General features: G+C 46.9%; 19 protein-coding genes and 1 riboswitch. All 19 genes read right to left on the bottom strand.

Annotated elements, in window-relative coordinates:
* Positions 1–6: 6 nt before the first annotated feature.
* The 19 genes from ACEPST_RS08425 to ACEPST_RS08335 all read right to left on the bottom strand — a co-directional run bounded on the left by ACEPST_RS08425 (position 7) and on the right by ACEPST_RS08335 (position 16,617).
* A complete protein-coding gene (locus ACEPST_RS08425) occupies positions 7–375 on the bottom strand; it encodes a BMC domain-containing protein (RefSeq protein WP_225893665.1) in 369 nt (122 codons plus the stop codon).
* Between the two features lie 31 nt (positions 376–406).
* Entirely contained in the window at positions 407–850 is a 444-nt protein-coding gene (locus ACEPST_RS08420; protein WP_203637900.1) for an ethanolamine utilization protein EutQ, read from the bottom strand.
* Complete coding sequence (eutH, locus tag ACEPST_RS08415) at positions 840–1,973, bottom strand: ethanolamine utilization protein EutH (protein WP_204121146.1); 1,134 nt, start codon at positions 1,971–1,973, stop codon at positions 840–842. The genes ACEPST_RS08420 and eutH overlap by 11 nt, the downstream gene beginning before the upstream one ends.
* 32 nt (positions 1,974–2,005) lie before the next feature.
* Positions 2,006–2,284, bottom strand: a complete 279-nt coding sequence (locus ACEPST_RS08410) for a EutN/CcmL family microcompartment protein (RefSeq protein WP_203637904.1) — start codon at positions 2,282–2,284, stop codon at positions 2,006–2,008.
* A gap of 29 nt (positions 2,285–2,313) precedes the next feature.
* Complete coding sequence (locus ACEPST_RS08405) at positions 2,314–2,925, bottom strand: hypothetical protein (protein WP_204121147.1); 612 nt, start codon at positions 2,923–2,925, stop codon at positions 2,314–2,316.
* Positions 2,926–2,934: 9 nt separating this feature from the next.
* A complete protein-coding gene (gene pduL, locus ACEPST_RS08400; protein ID WP_204121148.1) occupies positions 2,935–3,567 on the bottom strand; it encodes a phosphate propanoyltransferase in 633 nt (210 codons plus the stop codon).
* Positions 3,567–4,226, bottom strand: coding sequence for a hypothetical protein (locus tag ACEPST_RS08395; protein WP_204121149.1), 660 nt, complete (start codon positions 4,224–4,226; stop codon positions 3,567–3,569). Before ACEPST_RS08395 ends, pduL begins: the two co-directional genes overlap by 1 nt.
* 38 nt (positions 4,227–4,264) lie before the next feature.
* Complete coding sequence (locus ACEPST_RS08390) at positions 4,265–4,573, bottom strand: BMC domain-containing protein (protein WP_203637912.1); 309 nt, start codon at positions 4,571–4,573, stop codon at positions 4,265–4,267.
* A gap of 29 nt (positions 4,574–4,602) precedes the next feature.
* Positions 4,603–6,081, bottom strand: coding sequence for an acetaldehyde dehydrogenase (acetylating) (locus tag ACEPST_RS08385; RefSeq protein WP_204121150.1), 1,479 nt, complete (start codon positions 6,079–6,081; stop codon positions 4,603–4,605).
* The gene (locus ACEPST_RS08380) at positions 6,078–6,683 is read right to left on the bottom strand and encodes a BMC domain-containing protein (protein WP_204121151.1); all 606 of its coding nucleotides are present in this window, start codon (positions 6,681–6,683) and stop codon (positions 6,078–6,080) included. Before ACEPST_RS08380 ends, ACEPST_RS08385 begins: the two co-directional genes overlap by 4 nt.
* 14 nt (positions 6,684–6,697) lie before the next feature.
* Positions 6,698–7,351: an ethanolamine utilization microcompartment protein EutL gene (eutL, locus tag ACEPST_RS08375; RefSeq protein WP_203637918.1), complete on the bottom strand. Its 654-nt coding sequence runs from the start codon at positions 7,349–7,351 to the stop codon at positions 6,698–6,700.
* A gap of 36 nt (positions 7,352–7,387) precedes the next feature.
* On the bottom strand, positions 7,388–8,311 hold the full coding sequence (eutC, locus tag ACEPST_RS08370; RefSeq protein WP_204121152.1) for an ethanolamine ammonia-lyase subunit EutC: 924 nt from the start codon (positions 8,309–8,311) through the stop codon (positions 7,388–7,390).
* Between the two features lie 16 nt (positions 8,312–8,327).
* A complete protein-coding gene (locus ACEPST_RS08365; RefSeq protein WP_204121153.1) occupies positions 8,328–9,692 on the bottom strand; it encodes an ethanolamine ammonia-lyase subunit EutB in 1,365 nt (454 codons plus the stop codon).
* A gap of 39 nt (positions 9,693–9,731) precedes the next feature.
* Positions 9,732–11,165, bottom strand: coding sequence for an ethanolamine ammonia-lyase reactivating factor EutA (eutA, locus tag ACEPST_RS08360; protein ID WP_204121154.1), 1,434 nt, complete (start codon positions 11,163–11,165; stop codon positions 9,732–9,734).
* Between the two features lie 119 nt (positions 11,166–11,284).
* Positions 11,285–12,724 (bottom strand): sensor histidine kinase, encoded by a 1,440-nt coding sequence (locus tag ACEPST_RS08355; RefSeq protein WP_204121155.1) that lies wholly within the window; start codon positions 12,722–12,724, stop codon positions 11,285–11,287.
* Positions 12,724–13,293: an ANTAR domain-containing response regulator gene (locus ACEPST_RS08350; RefSeq protein ID WP_203637927.1), complete on the bottom strand. Its 570-nt coding sequence runs from the start codon at positions 13,291–13,293 to the stop codon at positions 12,724–12,726. The genes ACEPST_RS08355 and ACEPST_RS08350 overlap by 1 nt, the downstream gene beginning before the upstream one ends.
* 154 nt (positions 13,294–13,447) lie before the next feature.
* Positions 13,448–14,587 (bottom strand): 1-propanol dehydrogenase PduQ, encoded by a 1,140-nt coding sequence (locus ACEPST_RS08345; RefSeq protein WP_204121156.1) that lies wholly within the window; start codon positions 14,585–14,587, stop codon positions 13,448–13,450.
* 270 nt (positions 14,588–14,857) lie between these two features.
* A riboswitch (adenosylcobalamin (AdoCbl) riboswitch) is annotated at positions 14,858–15,010 on the bottom strand.
* A gap of 46 nt (positions 15,011–15,056) precedes the next feature.
* A complete protein-coding gene (locus ACEPST_RS08340; protein WP_203637931.1) occupies positions 15,057–15,617 on the bottom strand; it encodes a cob(I)yrinic acid a,c-diamide adenosyltransferase in 561 nt (186 codons plus the stop codon).
* A 280-nt stretch (positions 15,618–15,897) separates the two neighbouring features.
* Positions 15,898–16,617: a DUF4430 domain-containing protein gene (locus tag ACEPST_RS08335; RefSeq protein ID WP_204121157.1), complete on the bottom strand. Its 720-nt coding sequence runs from the start codon at positions 16,615–16,617 to the stop codon at positions 15,898–15,900.
* Positions 16,618–16,620: the final 3 nt, after the last annotated feature.

Here is a 16,620-nt window from a genome sequence, read left to right as displayed (position 1 = left end):
AACCCGTTATGTCCGGGTAATCTTGCAAACGGTGAAGTCTAAGATATCGTGCAACTGCTTAACGACTTGTTCCAAGGAAGCTTCAACCTCTGACACTTCCCCACACAAAACAACTGAACCACTGAACCGATCGATGAAACCCAGATCAACACTCCCGGACTTCGTGGCAATATCACTAGCGATGATTGACGCTTCACTAGGCGTAATCGTCAAGATACCCAACGCGGTGTTATTATCATCCAACCCTAACTTTTTAAAGACATCCTTGTCAGGATTAGCAATAACGTGTGCCAGCGTAATCTGTTTCCCAGGAACGTATTCTTGAATCATCCGTTCCGGTTCCGTTCGGTGTTCGCTTGAGTTAGTTAAACTCATGGATTTAGCCTCCTTTCTTCAAGTCTAACGACTAAGCTTGGTTAGCCCAGTCAGCAGGATAAGTAATGTAAATAAAGCGAGCCTTGTCTTCGACAGAGAACTTAATCTTACTGCCCTTAGGAATCAAAATGATTTGGCCTGCATTAGCGGTGGCGGTGCCATTTTTACCAATGACCTTTAACGTGCCATCGATAACGTAGTCGACTTCGTCATAGTTCAGTGTCCAGTCGAAGGTACTGTGATCCATGACCATTAAACCAGCACCTAAACGTGGGCTTTCCTTCAAGTCAAAGAAGTCCTTGGTGTAGACTTGGTCGGTTGGATTACCTGTATCCATCCGGTCATCCTCAGAAACATCCCAAGCAGGCAAATCAATCGAAACTAACCCGTCTGGTGTAATACTCTTCTTCACACTCAACTTTTCAGTCACAATTTTACGAACAATTTCTTCGATTTGTGCGCGATCAATGTTCATCTACTGCCACTTTCCCTTCATCTGCTTTGTCTTTTTTAGGTTGCTTACCCAATACTCGGTTAGCCATGAACATCGCAACAAAGATAGCGGTAATCCCGGCAACTAGCTTGCTGACAATCATTGGGAAAATCATTTCCTTAGCAACTCCGGCAACGAAACCTAAGTGGTCCCCGAAAACAAAGGCTGCGGATACGGCAAAGGCAACGTTGATGATTTTGCCCCGGTCATCCATATCCTTCATCATTTCAAACATTGGAATGTTGTTGGCCAAGGTGGCAACTAATCCGGCAGCAGCCGTTTCGTTCATCCCCATCGCTTGACCTAACTTCATCAATGGCTTACGGAAGACTTTCGTGATCACGTAAACTAACGTGAAGGCTCCGGCCAGTGTCATGGCAATGCTCCCAACAACTTGAATACCGCCACGAACATTGGCGATACCAGGAATCAAGGTGACGCCGACCATGGACTGTACAGCCCCTAAGGCTAATCCCAAGGTCCCAATCACAATAATAGCTTGACCAAAAATCGCGAAGCCTTTAATCATGCCTTCTGGTTTAAACCACAGTCCCAGTGCAATCAAGACAGCGAACAGAATAATTGGCACAATGTTCTTCAAGACGGAAATGATTGGCATCCCCATCATCAGTCCACCAACAAAACACCCGATAGGAATCGTCACCATCCCGGAAAGAACCCCGGTAGCTAAGAAACGGTGATCCTTCTTATCAATAATCCCCAAGGCAACTGGAATAGAGAACACGATGGTTGGCCCCATCATGGAACCAAGGATAACCCCGGCGAATAACCCAGCTTGTGGATCCAACGCCATTTGCTTAGCTAATTGGAAACCACCCATGTCAATCGCAATTAAACTCGTTGCGAACATTGAAGGATCGGCACCTAATGCCCGATATAATGGCACGATGACTGGTGATAAAATCTTGGCCAAGATAGGGGCCAGGATGATAATCCCGACCATGGACATGGCTAAGGACCCCATGGCCATGATCCCTTCTTCAAATTTGGCACCTAAACCAAATTTGTTCCCAATCATTTTATCGAGTGCCCCTAAAGCCATGAAGAACACCATAATATACATAATAATTTCATTAATTCCCATAACTGAACTGCCTCCCTTCTAATTGAAAAACGTTACTGTTCATCGATTGAATCAATAATTCCGACAATTGTGGCGTCAATTGGGACATGTTCACCCTGGTCCACGACCCGGGCCCCCGATCCCTCAACGACTAAGACTTGTTCACCGAAACCGGCGCCAACCATATCACAGGCCACGATTTGTCGCGTCTGCCAGGTTTTGGCGGTCCCGGGCTTCTTATCGGCCACATTCACCAACAGGAACCGTGCACCTGAAAGGGCATCGACTTTTTTCGTTGACCATAAATTACCAACAACTTCTCCAACTACCATTTTGCCAACCACCTTTCAGGATTACCGTTTTATTTATGTTGGTGCTTACCAGCCCATTCGGCAGCTTCATCCGTCAGCACTTCATTGGCTGCGAGGTCATATTGCCCCGCCTGCCACCGATGCTCCAACGCTAACCGACTCACATAGTGGCGCTTAACGGCTGGGGCCGGTTGCTGACGCTGAAGCGCTTGCAACTGACTGTTAAAGTGTTGGTCGTCATTAATGAAGTGAATATCCATCGACTCCAATTGCTGCAAAGCCGCTTGGAGTTGCCGCCAAACGCCATACCGTGTTTGTTGCCGATAGGTGGCTAGGCGAGGCGCCGTCCCAAAAATCCAGACGGGTTTCCCTGCCAACAAGAAGGCTACCGCTTGGGTCGTCTCCTCATCAATTGGCGTTAACTTAACGACTGCTAGCAACTGCGGTAAAGTCATCTGACTAAGACAAAGCAGGATAGCATCGCTATCCTGCTTTGTCCCAAACATGAAATGATAGTCAGCTGAAAGCCTTTGCACATAAGCCGCAGGATACGCTTCAATTTTCCCCTGAAAGAGAATTTCACTTTTCGTTGCTGCTCCAAGCTGTGCGACGACCCGGTTAGTAATTGCTTGAATCAGCTTTTCTAAATCAGCAGACTGCATTTTAAAAACCTACTTTTTATAGATTGTTCCCCGCATGCCCTTCTTGAGTCCACAAGCATTTGCTTCGTCAAAATCAACATGCATTCGGGTAGCAAACCGATCACTGACACGAATAACCACGTTTCCAAAAATCAAGCCACGGTCACCCGTCGTCTTAACATCAACGACATCACCGTTCTTGACACCGTAGAGCTTGGCATCGCTTGGCGTCATGTGAACATGCCGCTGAGCAACAATCACGCCGGACTCAATGCCGACTGATTTGCCTTGGTCACTCACCAAGGTTACCCCTGGTGTTTGATCCAAGTGACCACTCTCCCGTAACGGTGGCGTAACGCCTAAGGTTCTGGCATCCGTCATCGACAGTTCAACCTGAGATTGCTTCCGGGCTGGTCCTAACACGGCAACATTAGCAAGCTTGCCGTTTGGTCCAACCAACGTTAAGCGTTCTTCGGAAACGAACTGACCGGGTTGTGACAGCGGCCGTTTGGGGGTCAACTGATGCCCGGTGCCGAATAAGGCATCAATGGTGGGCTGATCAAGATGGATGTGGCGGGCAGAGGCTTCAATTTCAAATGAAGTCTTTTCCCTTAACTCGGCGACGATTGCTTCAACAATATCGTTTAAGTTATCCGTCGTCATCACCTACTCTCCAAAATTGTTTGTGTCCAGGTTTGAATCATCATTTGCCACTGAACAATGGCTTTGTAGTAAGCTGACTGCTGCAGCTCTGGCTGTACCCGAACGTAATCGCCCAGGACGGCTGCAACATCGCCAATACTACTTTGTAATTGTTGAACCACCAGCATTTTCGGCTGAACCAACTTCATAGAAGTTAATTTCAACTGATCCGTTGCGCAGTCCTCATTGGTCAAAATCTGATCAAACGTCTTCGTAAGCAAGGAGTTGACGAACTCGACTAACTCGGTGACGACTGACTGGTCAATCTCCTCTGACTGTTCACTCAACAACGTTAGTAACAACAAGACTTGTTGCCGTAACGTGGATTGTAAGCGAATGAGCGGTGTGCCCAATCGGGAAAGCTGATTAAAATCAACCGGTGGAATCACAACGTTTGCGGACTCGAGCCAACGATTTGGCTTAGCAGCCTCTTTCGCCTGAACCTTCATCTGAGCAGAGGTTGCATTCGTTTGTTTGATCTTAATCTGATGCTCGCCCAAAAAGCTCCGAGCAGCTGGGGTCAAAATAGTACCTCTTGGTAACGTTAATTGATCCTGGTTAGCTAACTTATTTTGACGCATCAGTTGTCGTACAGAATCTTCAGTTAATAATTTGTCCAAGAGGCACCTCCTTTCACGAGTCTAGCAAAGACCATTCATTAGTCTTCGTCGAGGTCAGCGTTGTCTCCTACCATGTGAGGCAAGATAGCATCAACTTCGTTGTGTGGACGAGGGATAACGTGAACGGAAATTAATTCCCCAACTTTTTCACAAGCAGCAGCACCGGCATCGGTAGCAGCTTTAACGGCACCAACGTCACCACGAACCATAACAGTAACTAACCCGGCACCAACTTGTTCCTTACCGATTAAGGTAACGTTAGCAGCCTTAACCATAGCATCGGCAGCTTCAATAGAACCAACTAAACCTTTTGTTTCGATCATACCTAGAGCATTTGTGTTTGACATAAGAATTTCCTCCTAAAATTTAAATGACTTTATTGGATTTTTGCTAAAACTTGACGAACTAATTCTTCAACCAATTGTTCTTGATTGCCAGTTGAACTTGGCGTGCTTTGTGAAGAAACAGCGGTTGCAGCGCCCCGAATATCTTCGAGTTCACGAACCCCAATAGCAACACGTTTCAGGTTCAACAAGTTCAGTGGGCTGATGTTATCGGAACTAGCACTCCCACCGATAGCCCCACAGCCTAAGGTTAAGGCTGGGTTCAGGCCGGTCGTGGCACCGATACCACCTAAGGCACCTGGCGTGTTAACCAAAACCCGAGAAGCTGGAACCATCGCTGCGTAATCGCAGATCAACTTGTGGTTTTCAGAATGGACAATGGCCGTGTGACCTGCCCCTTCATTCATCAACAATTTGTTCGTTAAGTCAGCAGCTGCCTGCATATCCTTAACTTCGAAGTAAGCCATGATTGGGGTGAGCTTTTCCCGTGAGAATGGATCGCCCTTACCCACGTTTTCTGCGGAATCCCGGGCAATTAAGACCCGAGCGCTGTTTGGCACTTCAATCTTGGCCAAGTCAGCAATCACTTGAACTGACTTTCCAACAATTTGTGGGTTCATCGTGCCGTCAGCCCGTAAGATGAAGTGGGAAACACGTTCCTTTTCTTCATCCGTTAAGAAGTAACCGCCCTGCTTTTCCAGTTCACGGTGAACTTCATCCTTGTTGGCATCTTCAACGATGACGGATTGTTCAGAAGCACAGATGGTCCCGTTATCAAACGTTTCGGAATCCATGATCCGCTTAACAGCTAAGGAAGCGTCCGCACTCTTTTCAATGTAAGCTGACCCGTTACCAGGACCAACCCCTAAGGCTGGTGTCCCTGAAGAGTAAGCCGCGTGAACCATTGCAGTCCCACCAGTTGCCAAGATTAACTTGGTCTCATCGTTGTGCATCAGTTCATCCGTACCTTCAAGCGTTGGGGCAGTCATCCCGGAAATCAAACCGGCTGGCGCACCAGCTTGGTAAGCAGCCTCACTGGTCACTCTGATAGCTTCCAGAATACATTTCTTAGCGTTAGGATGTGGGGAGAAGACAATCGCATTCCCCGCCTTAACAGCAATCAAAGCCTTGTAGAACACTGAGGAAGTTGGGTTGGTTGATGGAATTAATCCAGCAATGACACCAACTGGCACGGCCATATCAATGGTCTTGTGTTCTGAATCTTCACCCAAGATACCGATGGTCTTCAAATCGCGATAACGATCGTTAACCGTCTTGGAAGCAAATTCATTTTTGATAGCCTTATCTTGCCAAATCCCAAAGCCGGTTTCTTCTTGCGCCATTTTACCTAAGCGTTCCGCGTTAGCAACACCTGCATCCGCAATGGCTTGGCAAATTTCGTTAACCTTTTCTTGGGAGAATTGGCTAAAAATCTTTTGGGCCTTAGTCGCTTGATGAAGCAACGTCCGAACCTCTTGAATTGATAGTAAATCAGCATCTGTTAGACTCAAGAATTATTCCTCCTTTGCAAATCATCAAGAATAGCCTGAACTAATGTCCGCTTGTTCCCCATCTTAATTTGCTTCTTCGTCAGAGTTTGGATATTCATGTGGTAGGCTTGCTTCCGCAGGTCCACAACACGCATCTTCTCTAACGCTTGTCTGTCGGTCGCCCAGTCGCTCTGATCAGTCGTAGACTGTTCTTCGTCAACTGTTTTTTCTTCAACCTTTGCGGGTTGAGCGACTGGCAGCGTTGGTGTTGTCGCGTCATCAACCGCGGCGTCACCGTTACTTTCCGGTGCTTCTGGTTTCTCTGATTTTTCCGGTGTTGGATCAGGAGTTGGCCGTTGGACCATCAGATCAGTTTGACCATCCATGCGCGCAATCACGTGCTCAGAAATGAGGCAATCAAACTGTTCGATGCTAGCAACCCCGGCATCAATACCGGCATTGACCGCAGCAACATCTCCCGTAACCAAAACGGTTACCAGGCCCCCACGTGTGACCCGAAAGTCACGCATGTCAACTTCAGCGGCCTTCAAGGCTGCATCCGCTGCAACGACAGCACCCAGAAAGCCTTTGACTTCAATCATTCCTAGACTTTCACCTGTCATTTAAGTTCACGTCCTTAGTCAACCATCGGATTATTGGCAATTTCCTTCACTGCCGTAGCGAAAGCGTCACAAGCAGCTTTGCAGGCAGATTGGCTACCTGTCAACAGAGCACCACCAAAGTTGGTTTCCGAAGGCGGGCCATAGAGCACACCCATTTGGACATCGGCTGCTTTCATAGCAGCATCGACGGCGTAAATGGATTCCAGTGGCGGCGCGATCAAGTAAGCAATGGCGCCACCTTCAGGGGCATTGGCTACCTTAGACAAGTAGCTCCCCGTCCGTGAAATCGTGTGTGCAAAGTAGACAATACTGTCATCTTCATTAGCACTCACGAAGTGGGCTTCTTCTTCAATCACCCGAATGCAGGCATCCAGGCCACTACGAACCTCAGCAGGACTTGGCCCACCGAGAATCCCAATAACTTCACCCGCTAATTTCGTTGAGGCGTTGCCGGCCCCAGCATACATACTCTTCCCATAAACAACTTCAACGTCAGCTGTCTTGGTTGCCTCGTCCAATGCAACATAAGTTACATCATCACAATCAGAAGTAATCAAACCGAGACTTTTGATGTCACTTGGCAAGTCCAAAGATTTCGCTAACTCACTGTCCACATTAGGAATCAATCTTGTACTGAGGACATTGGCTTTAATCGCACTATCTTTCACTGTGTAATTCCTCCTTTCGGATATGTCGCATTAACTTTAGGCACCGGCGTTTTCAGCAGCCTTTAAGTCAATCCCAGACTTCTTCAAACGAACCATCTTGTCTAGCAATTCGGCGATGTAGGCACCAGCTTCAACGGCTGGCATCCCACCATCATGAATGTTGGAAACAACGGTCCGGTTAGCTTCTGGCATCCCAATGGTTGGCTTGTAAGCAATGTAAGCACTCATTGATTTAGCAGTAACCAATCCAGGACGTTCACCGACTAACATGCAGACAACATCTGCGCCAGTCACTTCACCGATTTGGTCTTCAGCACCGACCCGAGCGTACTTCACGAAGATGACGTCCTTGGTATCAAAGCTCAAGCCGTAAACCTTCAAACCTTGTTGAATGGCTGGAATGATTTCCTTAACGTTGGCTTCAATAGCAGCTGAACTCAAGCCATCACCGACAACCATTTGAATCTTGGCGTTTGGCGTGATGTTCTTCTTGATAGCGGCAACGGTTTCATCTGAGAACTTACGACCGTAGTCTGGACGGGTTAAGAATTCATCCTTAGAGGAACAAGTCGTTTGGGTTTCAAAGAATCCCATGTCTTTTGGCAATTGTGGATCAACGTCACTGAACACGGCATCTTGTGCAGCCGCGTGATCAGCACGGAAGCGGAGAACTGAAGCGGTCTTGTAACGGGTACCAACACGGCCCATTCCCAAACGAGCTGGTGTGAAGGACTTGATCTTCAGGTAACCTTCGCGATCATGTGGATTGTCTTGTAAGAATTGCTTCTTCAAATCAATCTTTGTGATATCGTCTAACACGTCATCGCTAACAGTTGAATCGTTGCTAGCAGGTGTTGCCGTTGACGTTGAACTCGTCGTCTTTGCAGCGGCTGGTTTCTTGTCTTCAGTCATATCTGCTAAAATATTTTCGATCATTGACTTTAAGTCTTTTTCATCCATGTCGTATCACTTCCTTTTAGTTTAAGAAAATCGATGCATCACCGGCGCGGGCAGTTAACTGACCATTTTCAGTAATGCCCATCTTTTCCATCCAGTCGCCAAATTCTTTAATTGGGTGGTAACCGAAGATATCACGAATCGTGGCAGTTTCTTGGAACCCAGTTGATTGATAGTTCAACATAACGTCATCGGCATGTGGCACACCCATGATGTAGTTGCACCCAGCAGCACCTAAGAGCACGGCTAAGTTTTCACCATCATTTTGGTCAGCCTTCATATGGTTGGTGTAGCAAACGTCACAACCCATGGAGATTCCTTGCAGCTTACCCATGAAGTGGTCTTCAAGACCGGCACGGATAACTTGCTTGGAGTTGTATAAGTATTCTGGTCCAATGAACCCAACCACCGTGTTGACGATGTATGGATCGTACTTCTTGGCGAAACCGTAGCAACGCGCTTCCATTGTTAATTCATCAGCACCGAAGTTAGCGTCGGCAGATAATTCTGAACCTTCACCAGTTTCAAAGTACATCACGTTAGGACCAGCAGCTTGGCCTTGGTGTAAGCCTAAGTCATAAGCTTCACTCAGCATGTCAGCGTTAATCCCAAAGGCCGTGTTCCCTTTTTCAGAGCCGGCGATGGATTGGAAGATCAAGCCGGCAGGAGCACCGCGCCGAATAGCTTCCATTTGCGTCGTCACATGGGCTAAGACGGAACATTGCGTTGGCACATCCCATTGTGAACGGAATTCTTCGAACTTATTCAAAATCTTGGTAACGCTGTCAACTGAGTCATCGTTAGGGTTCAAACCAATAACGGCATCCCCAACACCCCAGCTAAGACCTTCCATAACACCAGCCATGATCCCATCGATATTGTCGGTTGGATGGTTAGTTTGGAGCCGTGAGGAGAAGGTCCCTGGGCGACCAATCGTCGTGTTAGCAGTCTTTTCAACGTGAATCTTCTTAGCGGCAACGACCAAGTCCATGTTCGTCATCAGCTTGGTAACGGCTGCGGCCATTTCGGAAGTCAGGCCCCGACGAATGCGCTTAATGTCGTGGTCCGTGGTGCTGTCAGACAAGATCCATTCACGTAAGTCTGAAACTGACCAGTTCTTGATGCTATCGAAGATCCGGGTGTTCACACCGTCAATAATAATCCGGGTAACTTCATCATCCTCGTAAGGCACAACTGGGTTGTTGTAAATATCGTTCAACGTTAATTGTGCTAAGACAACCTTCGCTGCAACCCGTTCCGTGGCATCACTTGCGGCAACCCCGGCCAATTCATCACCGGACTTTAATTCGTTAGCTTTAGCCAAAACTTCTTTGACTGAGCCAAAGCTGTATAAATGATCAGATAAATATGTTTGTAAAATCATTCTGCTGCCTCCTTTGCAAATAAATTGCTTTTGAGTTTCTTATCCAAATACAAGCGTTTTCACAATTACTGGTAAGACTTCACCGCCAGCAACAGGTTCCCCGAGGTCAATGTAATCGCCATTTTCTACCTTGACGCTATCGATACAAACAAATGGATAACGGTCTGGTAACTTGGCGAATAAACTGTGACCCAGCGCCTTGGCCATGTCTTCATGCACCATGATAATCAGTGGCTCATGTTTATCGATCAGGACCTGCGCGCCCTTCACGATTCCGGCGGCGTACCGCTGAATATCATTAAAGGAAGGACTGTGCTTGCCAGTAAAGGCTAATGCAACGTTACTCAACTCGTTTTGTACTTTGTACCAGTTAATCTTTTCTTCAACCGTCTTGGCTAACTCGTCCTCTGCTAGATCCTCATCACTCTTAGTAATTTTCAGAATCGGTAAGTTCCGGAGAGGGAGGATGCCATCCGTGTAAGCAATCGTGCTCCCGGTGACATCCGTTGTGTGTGAACCAGCACCCACAACGGTTGCGCGAATCGTTTCAACTGATGGGTAAATTGTCTTGTCCTTAAAGATACGGGAATGCCGGACGCCATAACCGAGAAGCAACCCAATGTCCCCATAACGTAGGACATCTTGTGGCAACTCTTCGTTTAAGCAATCGGCCACCCCACCAGAGAAGGTGACACCGTCAATCTTGTGTTCCGGATGTAAGGCATGATTGGTGACAAACATATCGAAGTAAGGACTCTTGTCCCCAACGCCGATACTGTTCTCCAATACGTTAACCAGCACATCAATGATTGGCTGTAATTGGTCGAGGCTGACGCGCATCCCCTCGTGGACGTCTAGCTTCAAGTCTTGGATCAGTTCCTTGACCTTCGGCGAGATATAAGTAATTTCTTTCGTGCTAGGGGTAATTTTGATTAACCGACCACCGATATCGAAGCAGGCCGTATCCAGAATATCTTCATCACTGAATAATCCGAGATTACTAGTCCCACCACCGATATCCATGTTGACCACGTTCCGCCGTTTCTTGCGGGCTGTGACGTTGGTTCCGGCACCTTTCCCAGCAATGATGCTCTCTAGGTCTGGCCCGGCCGTTGCCACCACGAAGTCACCGGCATAACCGCTCAAGGCTTGCGTAACAGCGCTTGCATTTTCCTTCCGCGCCGTTTCACCCGTGATAATGACGGCACCCATTTGAATATCACGCTTGTCGATGCCCGCTGCCTGATATTGATCAGCTACGAATTTAGTAATCGCATCTGCATCAATCTCAGTCTGCGTAGCAAGCGGTGTGAATATGATGTCGCTTTGAAAGATGACCTCTTTTTTTGAAATATTGATTCTGGGGACTGAGAAGGCTGCAGCAAAGTTCTTCACCGTTAACCGAGAAAGAATCAATTGCGTGGTCGACGTCCCTAAATCAATGCCGACACTCAAAATTTGATCATCTTGCATATAACCTCCCTCCTTTCCAAAAAAATGGGGCTCAAAATCAAGCCACTTTTCCCGTGCAGAAGCTAGTACTCCCGTAGAAAAAATAGTTTGATCTTAAGCCCCATTGCTTTTGCACAACGTCAGTGTTGTGTTTTTTGATCAAATGAGAAACAAACATCGGTACCATGTGCCGACGATTCAATTTTCAAGCGACCCAACAGCTTATCCTTCACATAGCTCCGAATAATCGTTAAGCCCAAACTACCAGCCCGCGTCTTGTCGAGGTCGAAACCCACGCCATCGTCGGTAACTCGTAGGGTAATAATTTCTTGGTTTGTGGTTCCCGTGATAGCCACATGGCCGCATTTAACGCAACCATTAGGGTACGCATGGGAAATCACGTTTTGTAATAGCTCATTGATGATAATGGAAATCGTCACAACCTGTTCACTATCCACCGTGATGCGCGGATCAATTTGCAATTGCACATCCAACTCTTGATTGTCATCGTTGAGTTGTTTGAAGTGGGAAATCAACAGATGTAAAGCGGATTGAAGACTGGTGTGATCGCCCAACTGTTTGGACATCAGCTCGTACGTTGACGAAATCGCCATGATGCGGCTGATACTCTCGTTAAGCGCCTTCTTGGCCTCATCACCTTCCAGCCGCCGCTGTTGAATGCGGAGCAGGGAGATGACTGACTGGAGATTGTTCTTAACGCGGTGATTGATTTCGCGAATGGCAACGGACTTGGAGATGATCTCAGCCTCTTTGGCTTTGACATCCGTCTTATCTTGAATCAATACCACCAATTGTTGGTTACTCTCATTCCAGAACTTCCGCTCCGAAAAGAAGTAGTTCAAGTAATTAAAATCAAATGTTACAGGCTGCTCTTCTTCACTGAGTCCTTGTAACTGTGTCAGAACATCCTTGAATCGGGACCCGTCTAACGATAGGTTTTCGTAGTCCAACCCAATGATGTTCCCAATGTAACCGACCTTCTTGTAGAGAGCCAACGCGGTGTGGTTAGCCAAAACTAACCGTCCGGTATGGTCAAATCCCAAAATGGCATCTGCCAGCTGATCCGTGATCGTCGTGTCTAGCCGACCAAACATCTTAATGGTTGCTGAGACGTCGGAGTACCGGCTCTGAGTATCCTCACTTTGAAAATCATCCAAAACGTCATGAGAGGCATCAGATTCAACGATAGTCACGCCAATTGTCTTCTTCTCATGCATGATGGGAAAAATCCGTTGGCGAATCAATCGCTGTTCCTGCGTTTCCGCTAGGAGATCCATCGAAGCCAACTTGGTTTCCAAGGTATGAAATACCCCGGGTTCGTTGGTTCGTAAGGCTTCTTTACCTGTGACTTTGCGATGATACAAGGATGGGACATCTACTGGCAACTTGTGATAAATCACAACCGCCTGATTGTTATATTGATTGCGAACATCGATAAATACATCTGAGTTTCGATAAGCTGGCGTCTGCTCAATCTCTTTGGTTTCTGCCAAGAGCGTCGCAACGTCAGACTGATCTAAATTCGTATATTGTTGACATAACTCTTCGAATTCACTCATTAGGCATCCATCACAATCAATTCCGCAATCGCGTTCATGGACTGCCGCTTACTCATGCTCAAGTTCCGAAGCATCTTATAGGCAGCATCTTCTGATAGATTATTTTCTTCCATCAAAATTCCTTTGGCCCGTTCAATAACCTTCCGTTCAGCTAGTTTTGTATCCAGGTCTTCAACCTTTTTAGTAAGTTGTTGATCCCGTTTACCACTGGCTAATCCGACCTGAATAGTGGTTAATAAAGATCGTTCTGAAAGGGGTTTCACTAGATAGCCGACTGCACCAATGCGGCTGGCGGTATCCGTGTCTTCCTCATCACTATAGGCGGATAGGTAGACGATTGAGCGCGTTAAATGGTCTGCCAAAATTTTCTTACCGGCCTTTAAGCCATCTAAGATGGGCATCCGAATATCCATAATTACGAGATCAGGCTTCTGTTCTTGACAAACATCAATGGCTTCAAAGCCATCGCTACCCTCACCCACAACCTGGTACCCGGCTTGTTCAACAATGTCCCGGATATCCATGCGCGTGATCGGTTCATCATCGACAATTACAATACGTTCCTTCATGATAATAGCTCCTTGTCGTCATAATCATTCTTAAAAGTGACTATCACTGATTAAGTCATACCACACTCTCTACTATTAACAGTTCAGCACGAGTGCCTACTTCAAGATAGAGTTCCAATGGCATTATAAAGCGATTATCATGGGGGTGTCAATGTTAGGAAAAGCTGTCTTCCAAGATGCTCTTAACATCTGCGGCAACGGGAACCCGTGGATTCGCTGAAGTCGTCCGATCCTTTAAAGCTGCTTCCGAGATTTCATCCTTCGTTGATTCAAATAATTCTGAATCCAGACCATATTCTTGGAAGGTTGCTGGCATCTTTAACTTCCGTCTGAGTTGCACGATGGTATTAATCAAGCTACGAACCGCAATCTTTGGATTAGCAACTTGAATGCCAATCAACCGTGCCAGGTTAGCGTATTTAACGGCAGCCCGGTTTGGTTTTTCCATGATGCCAGCAGCCATCTCTGCGTTGTACGAAATGATGTGTGGCATCAGGATGGTATTCAAGCGGCCATGGGGAATGTGATACTGAGCACCCGCAGCATGCGCAATGCCGTGGTTCAGTCCCAAATTAACCATGTTGAAGGCCATCCCAGCAATACATGAAGCATCATGCATCTTTTGCCGTGCTTCCATGTCCGAGCCATCCTTGCTAACACGTTCCAGGTAAGTAAAGACCATCTGGAAGCCCTTTTCAGCTAATGCATCTGAGAAGTCGTTGGCATTAATGGAGACGTAAGCCTCTAAACAGTGCGTCAACACGTCCATCCCGGTATCTACCGTGATATTCTGGGGTGCTGAGGCAACCAAGTCGGCATCGAGTAACGCCACCTTAGGTAAGATGTCATCCGTCACTAGCGGGTACTTGATACCCTTGTCGCTGTTCGTGATGACCGCAAAGTTGGTGACCTCAGAACCGGTCCCACTCGTTGTTGGTACGGCAATCAAGTCAAGGTCCGTTTCACCCTTCGTCATTTGCTTCAGGATGAACTTCATTGCTTTGGTGGCATCAATTGCTGAACCCCCACCAACGGCAACCAATAAGGTAGCCTTGAACTTCTGTAATGCTTCAATTCCAGTCACAATCTTCGTCACTGGCGGATCGGGTTGAATGTCGGAAAAGACTTCCAGTTCGTTCTTACTTTCCAAATGAACCGTGATCTTATCCAAGCTTCCCGACTTCACCATAAATGGATCAGTTACCACAAAGATCCGCTCTCCACTGATATCTTCCAGACCCTTCAGCGAGCCATCACCAGTCCAGATCTGAGTTTTAAACTGTATTTTCTCCAAACTCCCAACCTCCTTTACAACCATGCTCCGTAAATAGGCCTGAAAAAAAGATGCTTAAGAACACACAAATAAAGTGTGTTCCTAAGCATCATTGCTTTTATGTACGCCATTGTACGAATTTTTCAGTTTTATTTACAAAACAAATATAGCGCTTACATCAGTGTTTGTCAACAAAATCACAAAAAAAAAGACCGCAATAAAATTGCAGTCCCCCGCAAACGCCATTGTTTACGTCCGAAAAAGCACGTCATTGTGCATTTAATTGAACTTAAAGACATTCCACCTATTCCTCGAGGTGAAATGTCACACAAGTAGCCTAATAGAAAGATCTGACTTATAGCAGAGAGCACCCTGCTAATCACAGTGGCGGGACCGTATCGGGTTTACACCGATTTCCATCTAATTAAGTACTTCTTGTCAATTGGTAACTTAAGGTTAGCATATTTCACGCTAACTTGCTACTAATTAGCTAATGAAAAACTTCTTTGCCATGTTCATAAAAGACTTCCGGCGTCCCCGTCCGGTAATTGATGACCCGGGCTAACGCGTAAAAGTAATCGGACAATCGGTTCACAAAAACCAATAATTCTGGTGGCAACGTCGTCGACCAGGCCAACGTAACAATTTGTCGTTCAGCACGGCGGGTCACCGTCCGACAAATCTGAAACAGTGCTGATTCTTTACTCCCACCAGGTAGAATAAACCGAGAAATTTCAGGTGGCTCATCCTGATAGACGTCAATGCGTTTTTCAATCCAGTCCACGTACTTCGGGTCGAAGCGCATGTTATCCCAGTTCAACTTTGGGTTCGCAAAATCTGTTCCCAGATCAAACAAGCAATGCTGTAAGCGCGTCAATTCGGCCTTAAGCTCAGTTTCCTTGTCGTCAAGTTCAGCAATTGCCAGACCTAAATAAGTATTGAGCTCATCGATGGTCCCGTAAGCCCAGACACGATCTGAATCTTTGCTGACCTTGGCGCCATCGACTAGCCGGGTCATCCCTTTATCACCAACACCCGTGTATAGCTGCATAGTTACTCCTCCTTTACAAAAAGAAGGCACCAAATAACCCACTCATCGATGAGTGACTTATTTGGCGCCTTTGCCAAGTTCTCAAAATCAGTATAGCGCTTACATTATTTTAATTCAACACCCAGGTGCGTGGTTTTAAGTTAAACCTGTATCTTGACTCATCGTCCGCTGACTTCTTTTCCTAACAACGCAAATAAGGTGAAGCCAGCATCCCTAAAGATAGTAGACTCACCCTATTTAACGAACAACTTTGCGGATTCATTTAGTCTCACAGCTGAGTTTAATACCCTTCAGTCGTAAAGTACCAGTGAACCTTATCGCCATTCTTAATCGCTTTTTTGTTGGCAGCCTTGTCAATAAACTTACCATTGACGCGGTACTTCCAACCACTACCGACCTTGACGTCGTTTTGTGCTAAGCCATTCACACTGCTGACAAAGACGACGGCACCATTTTGGTAAACCAGTTTCAGTTTGGAGGACTGGAGCACGGTAAATGCATTTGATTGACTGTTAATGGTGACGTCACCGTCAAAGAAGGTCTTCTTGTAGCCAGTGACCACTAAATGGGCCTTCTTGGCTGTCTGCGTCTTCTTTGCGGCTTTCTTAGTTGCGGCTGCGTGATGCGTCGTGGTTGTCGCGGCCTTCGACTTAGTTGCCTGCCGATGAGTAGTCGCCGAACCGGTATTGGCGGCTGAGCTCGCTTTTGTACCGGCTGTTTGGCTAGCTTGATGGCTCGTGGTTGCGGCTGAGCTGGCGTTAGATACGTGACTCTTGGTTGCGGCTTTCTTCGACGACGAACTTGCCCGTTTGTGGTGTGCCTTCTTGGCTACTGAACTGCTGGCCTTGCTGGCAGATTGGGCAGACGAGGAACTACTCGTCGCAACCGTATCCGGTGCCGAGGTCGCCTGACTCTGATGACTTTGTTGTAGCGCGAGCGCGCCGCCAATCACCAAAATCGTGACGACGACCGCCGCGATGATCCATCTTGTCTTCTTCATGTT

The sequence above is a fragment of the Levilactobacillus sp. FUA 3915 genome (assembly GCF_044053135.1).
In the GTDB taxonomy this organism is placed as follows: Bacteria; Bacillota; Bacilli; order Lactobacillales; family Lactobacillaceae; genus Levilactobacillus; species Levilactobacillus lanxiensis.
The sequence above is the reverse complement of the archived record's forward strand: the minus strand, read 5'-3'. Positions and strand labels throughout refer to the sequence as shown.

Coding starts and splice junctions, on each gene's coding strand:
- ACEPST_RS08420 (WP_203637900.1), bottom strand. CDS start 850: ATGAACATTGATCGCGCACAAATCGAAGAAATTGTTCGTAAAATTGTG.
- eutA (WP_204121154.1), bottom strand. CDS start 11,165: ATGCAAGATGATCAAATTTTGAGTGTCGGCATTGATTTAGGGACGTCG.
- pduL (WP_204121148.1), bottom strand. CDS start 3,567: ATGACGACGGATAACTTAAACGATATTGTTGAAGCAATCGTCGCCGAG.
- ACEPST_RS08355 (WP_204121155.1), bottom strand. CDS start 12,724: ATGAGTGAATTCGAAGAGTTATGTCAACAATATACGAATTTAGATCAG.
- eutC (WP_204121152.1), bottom strand. CDS start 8,311: ATGGATGAAAAAGACTTAAAGTCAATGATCGAAAATATTTTAGCAGAT.
- ACEPST_RS08410 (WP_203637904.1), bottom strand. CDS start 2,284: ATGGTAGTTGGAGAAGTTGTTGGTAATTTATGGTCAACGAAAAAAGTC.
- ACEPST_RS08390 (WP_203637912.1), bottom strand. CDS start 4,573: ATGTCAAACACAAATGCTCTAGGTATGATCGAAACAAAAGGTTTAGTT.
- ACEPST_RS08365 (WP_204121153.1), bottom strand. CDS start 9,692: ATGATTTTACAAACATATTTATCTGATCATTTATACAGCTTTGGCTCA.
- ACEPST_RS08405 (WP_204121147.1), bottom strand. CDS start 2,925: ATGCAGTCTGCTGATTTAGAAAAGCTGATTCAAGCAATTACTAACCGG.
- ACEPST_RS08380 (WP_204121151.1), bottom strand. CDS start 6,683: ATGACAGGTGAAAGTCTAGGAATGATTGAAGTCAAAGGCTTTCTGGGT.
- ACEPST_RS08335 (WP_204121157.1), bottom strand. CDS start 16,617: ATGAAGAAGACAAGATGGATCATCGCGGCGGTCGTCGTCACGATTTTG.
- ACEPST_RS08425 (WP_225893665.1), bottom strand. CDS start 375: ATGAGTTTAACTAACTCAAGCGAACACCGAACGGAACCGGAACGGATG.
- ACEPST_RS08340 (WP_203637931.1), bottom strand. CDS start 15,617: ATGCAGCTATACACGGGTGTTGGTGATAAAGGGATGACCCGGCTAGTC.
- ACEPST_RS08350 (WP_203637927.1), bottom strand. CDS start 13,293: ATGAAGGAACGTATTGTAATTGTCGATGATGAACCGATCACGCGCATG.
- eutH (WP_204121146.1), bottom strand. CDS start 1,973: ATGGGAATTAATGAAATTATTATGTATATTATGGTGTTCTTCATGGCT.